We start from the raw sequence: 16,761 nt of genomic DNA, 5'->3' as shown, positions 1-16,761 counted from the left end.
TCCGAATGGGATTCTTCATGCCACAGCGCGCTCTCGCCCTCGCCGTCCTTTGCGCCGTCTCGCTGATGGTCGTCCTCGACGGCTCGATCGTCGCCGTCGCGCTGCCCGCGATCCAGAACGACCTCGGCTTCACGCCGTCCACCCTCGCCTGGGTGGTCAACGCCTACCTGATCGCGTTCGCCGGGCTGCTCCTGTTGTCCGGCAGACTGGGCGACCTGATCGGCCGGAAACGGGTCTTCCTCGCCGGGCTCGGCCTGTTCACGCTCGCCTCCCTGCTGTGCGGAATCGCGCAGGACCAGGCGCAGCTCATCGTGTTCCGTTTTCTGCAGGGCGCGGGCGGCGCGCTGGCGTCGGCCGTCGTGCTCGGCATGATCACCACGCTCTACCCGGAACCGCGGGCACGGGCGAAGGCCATCGGCGTCTACAGCTTCACCCAGGCCGCCGGATCGTCGATCGGGCTCATCGCGGGCGGAACGCTCACCCAGCTGCTCGACTGGCATTGGACGTTCTTCGTCAACCTGCCGATCGGCGCGATCGCGATCGCGCTGGCCGTCCGGCTGCTCGCCGACGACACGGGCCCCGGGCTGCGCGGCGGCACCGACGTCACCGGCGCTGGACTGGTCACCAGCGGGCTGATGCTCCTGGTCTACACGATCGTCAAGGCCGAGGAGTACACCTGGGCCGACGCCCGCACGCTCGGGTTGCTCGCGGTGTCGCTGCTGCTTCTCGCCGGATTCGTGCTCCGGCAAGCGAAGGCCCGTCAACCGCTGCTGCCGCTGCGGATCTTCCGCCTCCGCGCGGTGTCCGGGGCGAACACGGTTATGGTGCTGATGGTCGCCGGGCTGTTCGGCTTCCAGTTCATCACCGCGCTCTACCTGCAGCGCGTACTCCGGCTCGACGCGCTGAGCACCGGGTTCGCCTTCCTGCCCGCCCCGCTCTCGATCGCGGTGATGTCCCTGGTCTTCGCCGAGCGGCTGAACCACCGCTTCGGGGCACGAACGGTACTCGTCACCGGGCTTTCCCTGGTCACGCTGGCGCTCGGCTTCCTCGCCACCGTCGAGGCGGACGGCGACTACGCGACGGACGTCCTGCCCGCGCTCGTCCTGATGGGCATCGGGTTCGGCGCGGCGATGCCGGCGCTGATGGGACAGGCGATGTCCGGCGTCGCCCCCGCAGACACCGGGGTCGCTTCAGGGCTGATCAACACCACGCAGCAGATCGGCGCGGCCATCGGGACCGCCGTGCTCGCGACCGCCGCCGCGTCCCGCACCGGCTCGCTCCTGGCCGGGGGCACCGCGATTCCCGAGGCGCTCACCAGTGGCTACCGGACGGCGTACGCGTTGAGCGCCGGACTGCTCGCTCTCGCCGTCTTCTCCGCGATGGTGTTCCTTCGCACCCGGAAAGTTCAGGAAGCAATCGTCGCGTAGGCCCACTCGGAGACCTCGCCGCCGAGGCGTACCTCGGCGGCGCCTCCGGGTTTCCAGACCCCGCTGCCACCGAACGCGGCCATCCCGCCGGTCTTGCCGGAAAACTGGGAGAGCACGACCCACATCCCATACCCGGCCGCGACGCCGACCTGGTCGAGCAGCCGCTGTTCCTGGCCCTCACTGAAGAGCGCGCTGAGGACGTAGACCTCGGCGCCCGCCTCGGCAAGCTCCCGCGCATGGTCCGGGTTCGCCGCGTCGAGGCAGATCGCGAGGCCGAGACGCCTGCCACCGACCTCGATGATCACCTGCCGCGCGCCTGGTTCGAACAGTTCTTCCTCGCTGCCGTGCAGGGTGCGTTTCGCATAGGTGGCAACGGTTTCCCCGGCCGGGCCGAGGACGAGCGAACCGATGAACCGCCGTCCGTCCTCCACGAGCGGAAGGCCGATGACGGCATGGACACCACTGGCCCGGCACGCCTCCCGGAGCGGTTCGAGGCGGGGATCGTCCGAGGACAGCCAGAGTCCCGGATCGGCGGCGAGCGCCTCGAACTCCAAGCCGGTCAAGGAAAGTTCGGGGAAGACGCAGAGATCGGCGTCCGCGATCCGGAGAAGTCTCGCGTGTTCGGCGATGTTCGCGGAAAGATCCGCGGGGACGGTGTACGGCTGCACGGTGGCGACACGCATGGCGGGAGCCTAACCTGCGGCCGCTCCCAGATATCCCCGTAATCCGTTTTGCCCCCGCCGCATCATGAGCGCGTGGTTGATCCGGAACACCGGCCGCGCGATCCGATCGAGCTTGCGCAGCAACGGCTTCCGCGCCTCGACCTCCTGCGTGATCTCCAGTCTGGTGCCGCTGCCCACCGCCATCAGCGCGCCGGCCAGCATCCCTTCGAGATCGCCGCTGAGCAGGACCCGCACCCGGCCCTCGCGCTCGTCCTGCCGGTCCCGGCGCATCCGGACGGTCAGCGCGTACGGCAGCCTGGACCGGCAGACGAGTTCGGCGGTGTCCTCGTCGACCTGGCTGACCGACCGGACATCGCGCCACCACAGCGGATACGCGGCCAGGTCGACGACGGCGTCGAAAACCGTCTTGGGCGAGGCAGGGAGCACCCACGTGTCGCGGAAGCGGTACCAACCGCCTCCGCGACCCGCGAGTGAATCGGTCATACCCGCGCCGACACCAGGTTCCGGCCGTCCGTGGTCACGACGTCGACCGAGGCCACGTCGCCAGGGGCGACCAACGCGGAACCGTCGACACCGGTGCCCTCGCGCTGCCCTTTCTCCGAAACGAGCCAGCTGCCGGCGTTGACCCGTTCTCCGCTCTTGGTCACCACGACGAGCGCGCACTTCTCGCCTTCGCGGACGCCGGTGGCCTTGGCATGCAGCCGCACCCAGCCCGCGGCCGGAACCACCCGCACCGCCAGCTGCACGCCCGTGTCCCGGTCGGTCGCCGCGAGATCGCGGGTGCCGGGCACCGGGGCGGTCGCCGTCGGCACCGGCAGAGCCACCGTCGACGGTTCGGGCGACGTCTGCCGTCCGACCAGCACGCCCGCGCCGAGCGCCACCACGACCAGCACGGCCGCACCGGCCACGGCGAGGAGCCGCCGCGGCCTGCGTTCCTGGGTGCTTTCTTCTTCGCGAACCTGACGCAGCGTGCGCTGCAGCAGCAGATCTCCCCCGTCGGGAGGTCCTTCGAGGAACGCCTCCGGCGGCACCTCGTCGAGGTGATACCGCAGTTCCGACAGCTCGCGCACCTCACGCCGGCACGTGGGGCAGTTCGCCAGATGCGTCTCGAACGTCGCCGCTTCCGCCGGGGTGAGCCCGCCGAGGACGTAGGCGGCGAGCTGGCCCTGGTCGTGTCCGACCGCGCTCATCGCGCCACCTCCTTCCCGGGTCCCGCCATCACGGCTCTGAGCGCCCGTAACGCGTAATAAGATCTCGACTTAACGGTACCCGGGGCCACGCCCAGGGATCTCGCCGCTTCGGCCACCGTCCGGCCCCGGTAGTAGATCTCCACCAGTACCTCACGATGTTCCGTGGAAAGGCCGTCCATCGCCCCCAGCACGGCCATGGAGTCCACGACGCTCTGCGCGTGATCCCGCTCCACCGCCGGGGTGGGCACGCCTTCCTCCGGCTCCGCCACTTCCGGTGGCCGCGCCGCCCTGGCCCGCGCGCGGTCGGTGATGATGTTGCGGGCCACCGTGAGCAGCCAGCCCCGCACCGATCCCTTCGCGTCGTTCTCCAGGTCTTCGGCGTGCTTCCAGGCCCGGACCAGGGTCTCCTGCACGACGTCCTCCGCGGCCGCGCGGTCCCCGGTCAGCCTCGTCGCGTACGCCAGCAGGCTTCGCCCGTGTTCGGCGTACAAGTGCCGGACCAAGTCCTCGCCTTTGGCCTTCATGGGCCGCCGGCCTCCGATCGCCACTCGCGTCCTCCCGACGGTCTTCTGGGTCGGCGAGGACAGTACTGCAACCCGCAGGGCCAGAGTGGATCGTTCGGCGCGCGCCGCGATCGAACTGTGCATCGGCACCGGCCTCTCCTCGGTTCTCCATGGCCGCCTCCTCTTGCCTCCCACACGGACGGCACGGGGATGCGGTTCAACCGGGGGCTTGTCGATCATCGGACGCGCTCGTATGCTGACGCCTCCGGATTCCGCCGCCGCCTGATTCCCGGGAGGGTCTGGGCGTGCCCAGGAAACTCGTGGCCGTTCTGCTGCTGGTGTTCGCTTTCGTGTCGGGATGCGGCGAGGAGCCCGGTTTCACCGCGACACTGAGCGATCCGGTGAACGTCGACCTGAGCTGGCCCGACGACGATCCGGCCGCCGCGGGGCGGATCGTCGAGTACACCACCGATCCGCACGGCGAATACACGATCCTGCAGTTCGTGCCGCCGAGGCGGACGTCCTACCGGCATCCGGACCTGATGCCGGAAACGCGGTTCTACTACCGGATCCGGCCGTTCTACGGCGCCGTTTCGAACGCCGTCACGGTTTCCGGGCCTGCCACTCCGGCCGCGGTCGGACCCGCCGTGTCCCTGCGGGCAGGCGACCGCTCTGCCGCTCCGGCGTCGTTCCGGGCCGAGCCCGCGCCGGAGGAGATGGTGCGGTTCAGCTGGGCCGATCGCTCCAGCGACGAAGACGGTTTCCTTGTGGAGATCAAGAAACCCGGCGCCGCCGACTTCGTGCCGATCGAGGTCTCCGATCCGGGGACGACGTCGGCCGGGCTCGCCACCATGCCGGGCGAAGAGGGCGCCTCGTACCGGCTGCGCGCCTTCTACTACGGGCCCGCTTCGCCGGTGCTGGACCTCGTGAGTGGTAAGGACGGTTAGAACCGTCCTTACCACTCACGAGCCCTCACGCAAGAACGGTCTTGAGGAACTGTCCGGTGTAACTCTCCTCCACCGAAGCGACGTGCTCCGGCGTGCCCTCCGCGATCACGGTGCCCCCGCCGGAACCACCCTCGGGACCCATGTCGATGATCCAGTCCGAGGTCTTGATGACGTCGAGGTTGTGCTCGATGACGATCACCGTGTTGCCCTTGTCCACCAGCCCGTTGATCACGCCGATCAGCTTGCTGATGTCCTCGAAGTGCAGACCCGTGGTCGGCTCGTCGAGGATGTAGACCGTCTTGCCGGTGGACCGCTTCTGCAGTTCGCTGGCGAGCTTGACGCGCTGCGCCTCACCGCCCGACAGCGTCGGCGCGGGCTGCCCGAGCCGGACGTAGCCGAGGCCGACGTCGACGAGGGTCGCCAGATGCCGGTGGATCGCCTTGATCGGCTCGAAGAACTCGGCCGCCTCCTCGATCGGCATGTTCAGCACGTCGGAGACGGTCTTGCCCTTGTAGTGCACTTCGAGCGTCTCGCGGTTGTACCGATCGCCCTTGCAGACCTCACACGGGACGTAGACGTCCGGCAGGAAGTTCATCTCGATCTTGATCGTGCCGTCACCGGCGCAGGCCTCGCACCGGCCGCCCTTGACGTTGAACGAGAACCGGCCCTGCTGGTAGCCCCGCACCTTCGCCTCGGTGGTCGCGGCGAACAGCTTGCGCACGTGGTCCCACACGCCGGTATACGTCGCCGGGTTGGACCGCGGGGTGCGGCCGATCGGAGACTGGTCGACGCGGACCAGCTTGTCCACGTTCGCCAGCCCGTTCACGCGGGTGTGGCGGCCGGGGACCTGGCGGGCACCGTTGAGCTTGTTCGCCAGCACGGTCGCGAGGATGTCGTTGACCAGCGTGGACTTCCCGGAACCCGAGACACCGGTGACCGACACGAGGCAGCCGAGCGGGAACGACACGTCGAGACCGCGCAGGTTGTGCTCGCGCGCGCCGACGACGGTCAGCTGCCGCTTCTTGTCGATCGGGCGCCGGATCGCCGGCACCTCGATCTTGGTGCGGCCCGACAGGTACGCGCCGGTGATCGATTCCTTGTTCCGCAGGATCTTCTTGTACGGTCCACTGTGGACGATGTGGCCACCGTGCTCACCGGCGCCCGGGCCGATGTCGACCACCCAGTCGCTGGAGCGGATGGTGTCCTCGTCGTGCTCGACGACGATCAGCGTGTTGCCGAGGTCCCGCAGGCGGACCAGCGTCTCGATCAGGCGGTGGTTGTCGCGCTGGTGCAGCCCGATCGACGGCTCGTCCAGCACATACAGCACGCCGACCAGACCGGAACCGATCTGCGTGGCGAGCCGGATGCGCTGCGCCTCGCCACCGGACAGGGTCCCGGAAGCGCGGTCGAGCGAGAGATAGTTGAGGCCGACGTCGAGCAGGAAGCGCAGCCGCGCCTGGATCTCCTTGAGCACCGCGCCGGCGATCACCTGCTCGCGCTTGCCGAGCTCCAGTTCGTCGAGGAACTGCGACGCCTCCGCGATCGAGAGGGCGCAGACCTCGGCGATCGACCGGTCGCCCTGCGTCTTGTGCTCGAGGGTGACGGCGAGGATCTCCGGCTTGAGCCGCGTGCCCTGACAGGCCGGGCACGGCACCTCGCGCATGTAGCCCTCGTACCGCTCGCGCATGTACTCGGACTCGGTCTGCTCCTGGCGCCGCTCGAGGAACGGGATGACGCCCTCGAAGCTCGCGTAGTACGAACGCTGGCGGCCGTAGCGGTTCTTGTAGCGGACGTGGACCTGCTCGTCGACGCCGTGCAGAACGGCCTTCTGCACCTTCGCCGGCAGCTTGCGCCACGGCGTGTCCATCCGGAAGCCGATGGTCTCCGCAAGCGACTCGAGCAAGCGGATGAAGTAGTCCGCGCTCTGGCCGCCCGCCCACGGCGCGATGGCACCCTCGCCGAGGGACATCTCGTCGTCCGGGACCACGAGTTCCGGGTCGACCTCCTTGCGGACGCCGATACCGGTGCAGTCAGGGCAGGCGCCGTAGGGAGCGTTGAAGGAGAACGACCGCGGCTCGAGGTCTTCGATCGCGAGCGGGTGGCCGTTCGGGCAGGCCAGGTTCTCGGAGAAGCCGCGCACGCGATGCGGGTCGTTCTCCGGCAGGTCGACGAACTCGAGCTCGATCAGACCGTCGGCCAGCCGGAGCGCCGTCTCGACGGAGTCGGTGAGCCGCTGCCGCGAGCTGGTCTTCACCGAGAGCCTGTCGATGATGACGGCGATCTGGTGCTTTTCCTGCTTCTTCAGCTTCGGCGGGTCGGTGAGCGGGTGGATCGTCCCGTCGACCACGACCCGTGCGTAGCCCTGCTGCTGCAGGTTCTCGAAGAGGTCGAGGTACTCGCCCTTGCGGCCGCGCACGACCGGCGCGAGCACCTGGAAGCGGGTGCCCTCCTCCATCGCGAGCACCTGGTCGACGATCTGCTGCGGGGTCTGCTTGCTGATCGCCTCGCCGCACTGCGGGCAGTGCGCCTTGCCGGCGCGGGCGTAGAGCAGGCGCAGGTAGTCGTAGACCTCGGTGATGGTGCCGACGGTCGAACGCGGGTTGCGCGAGGTGGACTTCTGGTCGATCGACACCGCGGGCGAAAGGCCCTCGATGAAGTCGACGTCCGGCTTGTCCATCTGGCCGAGGAACTGGCGCGCGTACGCCGACAGCGACTCGACGTAGCGGCGCTGCCCTTCGGCGAAGATGGTGTCGAAGGCGAGGCTCGACTTCCCGGACCCGGACAGACCGGTGAACACGATCAGGCTGTCGCGGGGCAGGTCGAGATCCACACCGCGGAGGTTGTGCTCGCGGGCGCCGCGAACAACGAGGCGATCAGCCACGCCAGGGTCCCTTCAGGTTTCATTCTCAGCTGCGGTCGCCGTCCCGGTCGATAGCTGCACGGGCGGCCGCTTCCATGCTACGAGGCACCACCGACAGAAACCGGTTCCGAGTCTTTGACCTGCGATTTTCCCAGCTTTTCGCGGCGATCCCGGCGAGCGGTGAGCCACCGGTGGACCGGCCGTTCCACACCGGCGGTGATCGCCCAGCCCCCGAAAACGGCGGCGGCCAGCACGAGGGGGAGCCGCAGCCAGCCGGGGACACCGGCGTTCAGCAGGGCACGGGCCAGGATGTAACCGAGTTCCTGGTGCACCAGATAGAGACCATACGAGATGCCCGCGAGCCAGGTGACAGCCGGGGCGATCCTGGCGAGACCGGGGAACCGCCAGTCCGGTCCGCGCGCGGCCAGGCACACCAGCAGCAGCATGATCGCGAACCCGATGGCCGACGGCCAGCGCTCCGGATCATTCGGCAGGGCCTGGTGGAACGGGAAGACCTGCAGGTCCTGCGCCGCGCAGGCGGCGAGCACGAACAGCGCGAGATGCCAGTGCGCCAGGCTCCGTTTCGCCCACAGCCAGATCGCGATCCCGATGGCGAAGACGTGCACCCGGTGCAGGCCCAGGCCGTAGTAGAAGGTCTCCACGAGCTTCGGCGTGGAAACCGGGTCGAACACGACGAACCGGAGGAACAGGGGAACCAGGATCAGCGCCCAGAGCAGCCCCACGGTGAGCCGGTGGGTGCGCCACCGGCGCGGCCACAGAAGAGCGGCGGCGGTGAAGGCGACGACCTGGACCGGCAGCGTCCAATAGGCGCCGTCGAGATAGTAGAAGAGCTCGTACCGCCAGCCCCATTCCTGGACCATGCCCAGGTTGGCGAGCAGATCGGCGCCGGTGGGGACGTACCAGGGCGACGGATCGGACGGCGGGCCCTGCGGGACGCCGAACAGGAATCCGGACAGACCCGGCGGGAACGGCAAGCCGCTGAACCGGATCGTCGCGTACCGGGCGACGACATAGGTGACGACCACCGCGACCAGGTACGCGGGCACCAGCCGCGCGACCCGGTTCCACAGCCATCGCCCTGGCCTCCCCTTGCGCAGGCTCGCGCACACGAAGAAGGCGGAAATCACCAGGAGGATGGCCGCGCCGAACTGAGCGGTTACCCGAAAGGGGTACCCCACCAGTTCGGGATGCAGAAGCGCCCCCTGATGGGTGACGTGCCCGAGCATGACCGCGAAGACTGCGACAACGCGAAGGACGTCCCAGCTGATCTTGCGCGAGGCGCGTGGCGAGGCGTCGGGCACGAGCGTCCTGTGGTTCGGCTGGCGGGGCGACGCGAGCCTACGTCCTGCACCTGTGCGCCGCCTGTGCGGGTGGAACCGATTGCAGGCGAACGACTACCGTGTGCGGTGTGAACATCGTCGAGACCTACACCGGGCATGTCGACCCCGGCGGCGACGCCGCCCGTCGCACCCTGGACGCGCTCACCATCACCAAGCTGTCGGTCGGCCCGATGGACAACAACGCGTATCTGCTCGTCTGCCGCGCCGAGAACGAAGCGCTGCTGATCGACGCCGCGAACGACCCGGAGCGGATCTCCGACCTCATCGGCCACGGCCCCGACCGCCCCGCGCTGAAGACCGTCGTGACCACCCACCAGCACCAGGACCACTGGCAGGCCCTCGGCGCCGTCGCCGGCGCGAACGGCGCGAACACCGCCGCCCACCCGCTGGACGCCGGACCGCTGCCGATCCCGCCGGACTTCCTCGTCGAACACGGCGACACGATCAAGGTCGGACGGATCACCCTCGACGTGATCCACCTGCGCGGCCACACCCCCGGCTCCATCGCGCTGCTGTACCGCGACCCGAACGGGCACCCGCACCTGTTCACCGGCGACTCGCTGTTCCCCGGCGGCGTCGGGAAGACGAACTCGCCGGAGGACTTCACCTCTTTGATCAATGACGTGAAGTCCCGCTTGTTCGACGTTCTGCCCGACGACACCTGGTTCTACCCGGGACACGGCGACGACTCGACTTTGGGCGAGCAGAAACCGCACATCGACGAATGGCGCTCCCGAGGCTGGTGAGGCAACAGGTTATGTCGGCGAGGCCAGGGGTTGTGCCTAGCGGGTGTAGGCGCATTGTGCTATCGCACAGCGTGCTGCCGGCTGTTGAACCTGTCCGACCATCCGATGATCGTGCCGTGGGCGTTGATCCCGACAGTGCTGCTGTCGTTGTGGCCGGGCAGGGTGCCCAGGTCGGTGATCCGGCCCGCCGAGTCCCACCGCACCGCGCGGGAATAGCCGCTCCGCAGCTCCGCCTGGCCGATGATCGTGCCGTCGTCATTGATCGCGTAAGCGGTGCTCTCGCCGCCGCTGAGAGTGCCCAGGTCGGTGATCCGGCCCATCTGGTCCCACCGCGCCGCGCGGGACTCGCCAGTGGCTTCTGAAGTCCTGCCGATGATCACGCCGTCAGCGTTGATCCCGACAGCACTGCTCTCGGGATGGCGAGGCGGCAAGGCACCCAGGTCGGTGATCCGGCCCGCTGAGTCCCACCGCACCGCGTGGGTATGGCCGCCGCCCGCGGACGCCTGGCCGATGATCGTGCCGTCGTCGTTGATTCCGGTGGCATGGCTGAAGCGGCCGCCGGGCAGGCTGCCCAGGTCGGTGATCCGGCCCGCCGGGTCCCAGCGCACCGCACGGGGCTGGAGTTTGGCCACGGTCGCCGTGCCGACGACGGTGCCGTCGGCGTTGATCCCGACAGGTGTGCTGCCGGTGTAACCGGGCAGGGTGCCCAGATCGGTGATCCGGCCCGCCGCGTCCCAGCGCACCGCGCGGGGCTCGCCCTTGGCCACGGTCGCCGTGCCGACGATCATGCCATCGGCGTTGACCGCGACAGCAGTGCCCTCGGGACGGCCGGGCAAGGTGCCCAGATCGGTGATCCGGCCCGCCGGGTCCCACCGCACCGCGTGAGAATGGCCGCCGCCCGCGGACGCCTCGCCGATGATCGTGCCGGCGTCGTTGATCCCAACAGCGACACTGGAGCGACCGCCGGGCCGGGTGCCCAGATCGGTGATCCGGCCCGCCGGGTCCCACCGCACCGCGTGGTTGTCGCCTCTGGCCGTGCGCGCCCAGCCGACGATCGTGCCGTCATCATTGATCGCACGAGCACGGCTCTCGCCGCCGCCGAGGGTGCCCAGCTCGGTGATCCGGTCCGCCGGATCCCACCGCACCGCGCGCCTGGGGTAGGACGCAGAGGGTGGCTGGCCGTTGACCGCACCCTCGGCATTGCTCTCGACAGCGGCACTGGAGCGACCGCCGGGCAGGGTGCCCAGGTCGGTGACCGTGGTGGCAGCGACAGCCCGCACCGGAACACTGACAACCAACCCTGCCGCCACCACCGCTGCGGCCCCGATACCGAAGGCCCGCAGCCCCCATGCACGACGTCGCGGAAGCAGCGCCACTGCTCCCCATCGTTGAGGTTTCCTCACGTTATTCCTCCTCACGGGAAAGGCGTGACACGGCCACCCCTCACTGCAGCACGTTCGGAACACGAGCACAGGGGCCACAAGAGGCACAAAGTGTCACCTGGCGCCAAGTGGCCAAGTGCCGTCGGTGCTGTTTGCCTGCGTCCACAACGCTGACCGCTCCCAGCTGGCCGCCGCATTCCTCACCCCGCCTCGCGGGCGACCGGGTTCAGGCTCGCTCGGCCGGCTCTGCCCGCCGACCAGATCAACCCGGCTGTGGAGGCCATGCGCGAGGTCGGCACCGGCATCTCCGCCGAGATTCCAAGGCGCTCACCGCCGATGCCGTCGAATCCTCGGACGTGCTGATCACCATGGGCTGCGGCGACGCCGTGCGCCCGATCCGCGACGCCATCGAGCGGCAACGGGGTGAATCGACGATGGCGGCACCGAGCATTTCCGTACATGCCGTCGGGCGGCGTCCTTCGCCCGTCGTAACCGCCTGATGCAAATCAGCCACGGTGACAGCAGTCAGCTCCGGGAGCTTGCGAGTGCTATGGGGAGGAGCAGACCGAAGTCGATGTAGGTACAGGTGTCGAGTACGCCTGTCTCAGGACGATCAGTGACGAAACCGATCCCAGGCGTCGCCATAGTCCACTCGATCTTCGGTACCGAAGAACTCATCAGCTTCCCGCCGCAGCTGAGCTGCCTCGGTATTGGCCGCAGTTCAGCTACCCTCAACACCGTTACGCGTGAGGTGGTAAGTCTCGCCAGCCTCGACGGCATCCATTACAGCTGCGGGGTGTGCCAAGCGTAGCTCGATGAGCTGCACCGCCGAACTACTTCACGTAACGAACCTGATCACTCACAGAGCGCAATATCTGCCACCTACTCGGAGGACGGCCTCGAACACGACATTGCTTGATACTGAGAAAGTTCGGACAATGTCGCCGCCCACAGGGAGGAAGGCGGATGCATCCTGTTCGTCCGCTGGTCGCGGTCAAGGCCAAGGTCGGAGAATTGAACGCTCTGAGCAGCCTGCGCTCCCCTCAGGACACACAGGTACGTGTGATGGTCGAACTGCTCGATTCCGTGGCTCCGACCGGAGGCAGGATCCTCCCAGTGCTCGTCCGAGCAGCCGTACGGGCCGCGTCCTACGGCCGCCCCTTGTGGATCGACACCACCTGGCTGGCAGCCGGCAGCCCGCTCGCACAGCAGCCGGGAGGGGTGTTCGAGTTCCTCGACCATGCCATCGAGTTCGCGGCCCAGGCCGAGCTCGGGCTCTTCGCACCTGACGTCGCCTACTTGATTCCCGTCGTCTCTCTCGACGCCTCGGAGTACGAGTTACGCAGAGTACGTCTTCTGCTCGAACATCAGGATCGCGACATCGTCATCCGGCTTCCTCACTCGGGCAGGCCACTACACGAAGTCCTCGGACGGATCGACTCGATCATGAGGTCGACGGGCACGCGACCGGGGCGCATCCATACGATTCTCGACGCTGGCTTCGTCGAGACCGTCCGCCCAGGCCAAGCCATCGCGGCAGCCGAAACGGCCTCGGCGTTGTCAGATCTGCTCGGCCCTGCCACGACCACGCTTCTGGCCGGATCCATCCCAGCCCAGCGAACCACCTACGTGACGACCGAACGCGATCGCCCAGAAGTCACCTTCTGGAACGAGGCAGACCACGCCAGTGCGAACGGGGTCAACTACGGCGACTATGGCGTGACGCATCCACTGCCGCCGAGGTCCGACGGCAACCCGAGAACCCCTAATCCGTACCTCTGCTACACCGTGCCGGGCAAGTCCGTACTGCTGCGCCGCAAAGTCGAAGAGGGCGACGATCCCGCCGAGCGATTCACAGATCTGGTCGAGGAGCTTGTCGAAAGAAACGACTTCGCCGGACCGGGCTACTCATGGGGAGACAATGAACTGACACGATGCCGGCGCACCGGTGGGAGAACCGCCGGCTCAGTCTCTCGCTGGGTCGCCATGGCCACCTCCCACCACATCGAACATGTGGCACGAAGGTCTGCCGCCGACCTCTGACTCGACTCGAGCAACGTTACCCCGTGGTGGCCGGATCATGGATCCAGCAAAGCTCCCCTGTCGCCGGAAGCTCCCCCAACGCCTTGACCTCGCACGCCAGCCGCGACAGAACGGCGTCCTTCGACCCTGGCCACGCCACGAAGTCGTGATCCGCGCCCACCAGGTCGCCGGGGACCGCGCCTCGGTCCATCAAGGCGCCCACTACCAAGAGCAACGCCGCGGTTCTCTCCGCGAAGGTCGCGCCTTCGCCCACCTTCGCTCCCGCCACGGCGGCCACGACAGAGAGCCCGACCCTGTCCTCTCGCGCGTAGTCGAGCAGCGACTCCAAGCCCACGTCATCGGCCATGTTCACTCCCCTGCACCATCAGCGAAAAGCGATGCCGTACTGCTCACGCGGCCGGCAAGGCCCCGCGAACGTGTGCTCCACGACGCCACGCCGGATTTCGAGCAGACGCCGATCGCCGGCCGGCGGCCGGATCACGCGCTCGCACTGGGTCTGTTCCGCGTACCACCAGCAGGCTTCGGGAACGTGGTCGTCGAACGTGATGCTGACGTTGAGCCCTCCCTTGACCTTGCCTTCACCGTCGACGACACCTGGTGCGATCCCGTGATGGTCGACGTCGACGTTGATCCACCGTCTCTCTCCGTCCAGATCGTCGTCGCATACGAGGGAGACGAATTCGTGCCGCTCTCCTTTACGGAGCGGCTTCGGGAAGCGCAGGTCCACAGCATCCGCCGACGTCTCGACGCGGCAGCCGAAGATCGCTTTGACGGGAACCGGCTCGGTCCACCCGGCTGGAGCCCGCGCCGCGTAGCCGTCGACGCCGTTCTCGCAGGCGACGACAGTTCGCACCGCCAACCGGCGATACGCCCTTCCATGCCGCATTTCCACGCTCACGAGCAGGCGTTCCAGGAACACCGGCTGACAGGCGAACGCCTGACGCTCCGAGAATCGGCTCGGTGCCCCCGCGCTTGACGACAAGAGACTCCTCCTGACCGTGAAAGATCAGAACCGGCGAAGGGCTTTCACCGGTCGTCGCACCCAAGGTGTACTAGTACACCACATCCGGCGGGTTCGACAAATGGCCGTCGTAACGTTCGATCTTCCGGAGCCGAACCACAGCGCGATGCCGTACTACGGATACGACCCCGGCACCGCGGTCGCCATCGGCGGCCGGTTGCTCGCGCCCGGAATCCCCCGGCACAGCGGATACGGCGAGATCGGCGAGCCGGGTTGGCGTCATCCGCCGGTCCGCGTGGTCCGTCCAGGTGACAGGACCGCGCGACCGATCCGCCGGGCGGTCTGGTCGTTCTGGAGCGTCCCGTACCGGCGCCGGCGCGGAAGGCATTGGCCCAGCGACTTCTTCCACGCGTTGTCCTGGATCCTGTCACTCCGGCTCGCGTCCCGCCTCTTCCCCACGACGGCGTTGGTGACCGACGACTGGGGTCACGAACTGCTTGCCGACCGGCTGCGGCTGCCCTTCGACGACATCTCCCTGACGCTGAACGGACTCGCCGGGCAGGACCCGTCATGGTGGGCGCTCGGGAAGTTGCACGCGTACCGCGAGCAGCATGAGCCGTTCCTGCACATCGACAACGACGTGTTCCTCTGGCCCGGATTTCCGGCGAAGGGGCTGGACGGAGAGGTCGTCGCACAGAATCCAGAGCACGCACCGGTTCGTGATGCCGGCTACTACCGGCCCTCGGCCGTCGCCGCGGCGATCCGGAGCACCGGCGGTTTCCTGCCGAAGGAATTCAGCGGCTACACCGGGGACGCCGCACTGTGCACCGGAGTCGTCGGCGGCACGGCGATTCCCTTCCTCCGCCGCTACGCCGATCTCGCCATCCGCATGGTGGAGTCGGCCGAGAACCAGACGGCCTGGCAACGGCTCGCGCCGCTCGAGGACTACAACCTCGTTGTCGAGCAATACCTTCTCGGCGCACTCTGCTGGGGCGGCGGCACCACGGACGTGCAGTGCGTCTTCGACTCGCAGCACGACAGCTACCGGGACGATGACCGGAAATTCACCCATCTCATCGCTTCCGCGAAAAGCGATCTCCGTTACCTGGCCTGGCTCGCGGAGCGCGTGAGAAACCATTTTCCCGCCGACCTCGAGATCGTTCGACGCGTATTCGGCGATCAGTAACGATAGTGCGAAGAATACAACCGATCGGGATCTGGGGCGTCTTTCCTGAACCAACTCTCCGGCAGGAGGTCATCGCCATGACCATCACCCTACGACGCGCACTCGCCGCCACCGTCGTGATGGTGACCGGCGCCATCGCCGCGGTCACACCGGTTTCCGCGGCGGCGCGACAGATCCCAGCCATGACCGGGATCCGCACCGGCCAGAACCCCGGCTTCGACCGGGTCGTACTCGACCTGAGCGCCGGTCCGGCTCCCGCCGTCCGGTACGACCTCGTCGACGAGTTGATCGCCGATGGTTCCGGCGAGATCGTCTGGCTGACCGGGGAATTCTTCATCGCGGTCACCGCGACCCCGGCGGCCGCGCACGACGACGCCGGGAATCCCACCTATCCCGGACCGCGGAAATTCCGGACCCGGAATCTGCGCAACGTCATGGCGGTCGCGGTCACCGGCGACTACGAAGGCACCTTGTCCATCGGTCTCGGCGTCCGGTCGAGGACGCCGGTCACCGCGTTCACCCTGACTTCGCCGAACCGCGTCGTCATCGACGTCCGCCATTGAGCACGAGCGGGAATCCGTGAAGGCTTTTCGACGACCATCCCGTTTCGGTGAGCAAAATCCTTTTCGGATTCCCGCGGTGAAAATCACGTTCCGCCCCAACGGGCGAATTTTCGGAAAATCAGGTATCTGCCGCGCCGGCACGCGTTCCTTCCTTCCGTCAGCATCACCGCCGCTGCGAAGGAGAACCTCATGCCACGCAATCCCGACACCCCGTCCTTGGGCCCGGGTGGCGACAATCTCGAAGCGGGCCCGGGTAGTTCGGGCCTCGGAAGCTTCTCGAACAGCGAAATCGGCGAACTGGTCACCCAGGCCGCCGAAACCATGGCCGCGTCCGGCGAGGACGCCGAGCGCAATTACCAGCGGAGCCTCGACCGGCTTCGCGAACGCGCGGACGACGTCGTCCCGGCGCTCGGAGCGCAGTACGACGCCTTGTCCGAGGAGCAGTACCTGGAGCGTTGGGGCCTGGTCCAACTGCTCACCGATCTGAGGCACACCGCCGCCGTTTCGGTACTGGAGAACGTGCTGCGCCAGCCGATCCCGCCGGAGCGTTCCGACGATCCCGCGCACGGGATCAGCACCGTCGGCGAAGAGGTGATCATCCGCACCACCGCCGTGGAAGCGTTGGCGCGCTTGGCATCCGCCGGTGACAGCGCGGCAAAGGAGCTCCTGCTGCGGCAGGTCCGGCACGAGGTGTTCACGGTCCGGCGCGCGGCGGTCCAGGCCATCGCCGCGACCGGGGACACGGAGCTCACCGCGCGGGTGCGCGAGGAACTCAGCGGCACCGAGGACGAGCGCCTGCTGAACATCCGGCGGGTCGACGTCCGCGGTGTCCCCCAGGCCGTCGGCGGCCGGTACGTGAAGGACTCGCGGGCCGACGACGTGCCACCGCCGGAGCCCCCGCGCTCCTGA

The 16,761-nt window shown here is 68.0% G+C and carries 17 protein-coding genes; 7 read left to right on the top strand and 10 right to left on the bottom strand.

From position 1 onward, the window contains the following. Positions 1-17 precede the first annotated feature (17 nt). Positions 18-1,427: an MFS transporter gene (locus AC069H_RS39655; protein WP_478229366.1), complete on the top strand. Its 1,410-nt coding sequence runs from the start codon at positions 18-20 to the stop codon at positions 1,425-1,427. Here the strand turns inward: AC069H_RS39655 and AC069H_RS39650 are convergent. Genes AC069H_RS39650 through AC069H_RS39635 form a run of 4 tightly spaced genes read right to left on the bottom strand, consistent with a single transcriptional unit; the run spans position 1,406 to position 3,848 of the window. After that, on the bottom strand, positions 1,406-2,110 hold the full coding sequence (locus AC069H_RS39650) for a carbon-nitrogen hydrolase family protein (protein ID WP_478229365.1): 705 nt from the start codon (positions 2,108-2,110) through the stop codon (positions 1,406-1,408). The genes AC069H_RS39655 and AC069H_RS39650 overlap by 22 nt on opposite strands. A 9-nt stretch (positions 2,111-2,119) precedes the next feature. Continuing rightward, positions 2,120-2,593, bottom strand: coding sequence for an SRPBCC family protein (locus AC069H_RS39645; protein WP_478229364.1), 474 nt, complete (start codon positions 2,591-2,593; stop codon positions 2,120-2,122). Then, positions 2,590-3,300, bottom strand: a complete 711-nt coding sequence (locus AC069H_RS39640) for an anti-sigma factor family protein (protein ID WP_478229363.1) — start codon at positions 3,298-3,300, stop codon at positions 2,590-2,592. The genes AC069H_RS39645 and AC069H_RS39640 overlap by 4 nt, the downstream gene beginning before the upstream one ends. After that, the gene (locus AC069H_RS39635; protein WP_478235770.1) at positions 3,297-3,848 is read right to left on the bottom strand and encodes a sigma-70 family RNA polymerase sigma factor; all 552 of its coding nucleotides are present in this window, start codon (positions 3,846-3,848) and stop codon (positions 3,297-3,299) included. Before AC069H_RS39635 ends, AC069H_RS39640 begins: the two co-directional genes overlap by 4 nt. Before the next feature lie 260 nt (positions 3,849-4,108). Here AC069H_RS39635 and AC069H_RS39630 point away from each other — a divergent pair, with 260 nt between their 5' ends. After that, positions 4,109-4,750 (top strand): fibronectin type III domain-containing protein, encoded by a 642-nt coding sequence (locus AC069H_RS39630; RefSeq protein WP_478235744.1) that lies wholly within the window; start codon positions 4,109-4,111, stop codon positions 4,748-4,750. 25 nt (positions 4,751-4,775) lie between these two features. Here AC069H_RS39630 and uvrA read toward each other — a convergent pair whose 3' ends face one another. Continuing rightward, the gene (gene uvrA, locus AC069H_RS39625) at positions 4,776-7,631 is read right to left on the bottom strand and encodes an excinuclease ABC subunit UvrA (RefSeq protein WP_478229361.1); all 2,856 of its coding nucleotides are present in this window, start codon (positions 7,629-7,631) and stop codon (positions 4,776-4,778) included. Positions 7,632-7,708: 77 nt separating this feature from the next. Next, positions 7,709-8,932 carry an acyltransferase family protein gene (locus AC069H_RS39620; RefSeq protein ID WP_478235743.1) on the bottom strand — a complete coding sequence of 408 codons (1,224 nt, stop codon included), beginning with the start codon at positions 8,930-8,932 and terminating at the stop codon, positions 7,709-7,711. A 107-nt stretch (positions 8,933-9,039) separates the two neighbouring features. Here AC069H_RS39620 and AC069H_RS39615 point away from each other — a divergent pair, with 107 nt between their 5' ends. Beyond that, positions 9,040-9,717 (top strand): MBL fold metallo-hydrolase, encoded by a 678-nt coding sequence (locus AC069H_RS39615; RefSeq protein WP_478235742.1) that lies wholly within the window; start codon positions 9,040-9,042, stop codon positions 9,715-9,717. A 59-nt stretch (positions 9,718-9,776) separates the two neighbouring features. On the opposite strand, the gene AC069H_RS39610 is transcribed toward AC069H_RS39615, so the two are convergent. Next, on the bottom strand, positions 9,777-10,997 hold the full coding sequence (locus tag AC069H_RS39610) for a hypothetical protein (RefSeq protein ID WP_478235741.1): 1,221 nt from the start codon (positions 10,995-10,997) through the stop codon (positions 9,777-9,779). 302 nt (positions 10,998-11,299) lie between these two features. Then, positions 11,300-11,518 (bottom strand): hypothetical protein, encoded by a 219-nt coding sequence (locus tag AC069H_RS39605; RefSeq protein WP_478235740.1) that lies wholly within the window; start codon positions 11,516-11,518, stop codon positions 11,300-11,302. A 547-nt stretch (positions 11,519-12,065) separates the two neighbouring features. Here AC069H_RS39605 and AC069H_RS39600 point away from each other — a divergent pair. After that, positions 12,066-13,142, top strand: a complete 1,077-nt coding sequence (locus tag AC069H_RS39600; RefSeq protein ID WP_478235739.1) for a beta family protein — start codon at positions 12,066-12,068, stop codon at positions 13,140-13,142. A 16-nt stretch (positions 13,143-13,158) separates the two neighbouring features. Here AC069H_RS39600 and AC069H_RS39595 read toward each other — a convergent pair whose 3' ends face one another. Further along, entirely contained in the window at positions 13,159-13,488 is a 330-nt protein-coding gene (locus tag AC069H_RS39595; protein ID WP_478235738.1) for a hypothetical protein, read from the bottom strand. A gap of 18 nt (positions 13,489-13,506) precedes the next feature. Further along, a complete protein-coding gene (locus AC069H_RS39590; protein WP_478229354.1) occupies positions 13,507-14,124 on the bottom strand; it encodes a hypothetical protein in 618 nt (205 codons plus the stop codon). A 100-nt stretch (positions 14,125-14,224) separates the two neighbouring features. Between AC069H_RS39590 and AC069H_RS39585 the strand changes: the two genes are divergently transcribed. The 3 genes from AC069H_RS39585 to AC069H_RS39575 all read left to right on the top strand — a co-directional run bounded on the left by AC069H_RS39585 (position 14,225) and on the right by AC069H_RS39575 (position 16,761). Continuing rightward, entirely contained in the window at positions 14,225-15,289 is a 1,065-nt protein-coding gene (locus AC069H_RS39585) for a DUF6734 family protein (protein WP_478235737.1), read from the top strand. Positions 15,290-15,366: 77 nt separating this feature from the next. Continuing rightward, a complete protein-coding gene (locus tag AC069H_RS39580) occupies positions 15,367-15,852 on the top strand; it encodes an AMIN-like domain-containing (lipo)protein (RefSeq protein WP_478235736.1) in 486 nt (161 codons plus the stop codon). 189 nt (positions 15,853-16,041) lie between these two features. Continuing rightward, entirely contained in the window at positions 16,042-16,761 is a 720-nt protein-coding gene (locus AC069H_RS39575; RefSeq protein ID WP_478235735.1) for a HEAT repeat domain-containing protein, read from the top strand.

The organism is Amycolatopsis sp. NPDC043887, assembly GCF_056435665.1.
This window is presented reverse-complemented; position numbering and strand designations above follow the sequence as displayed.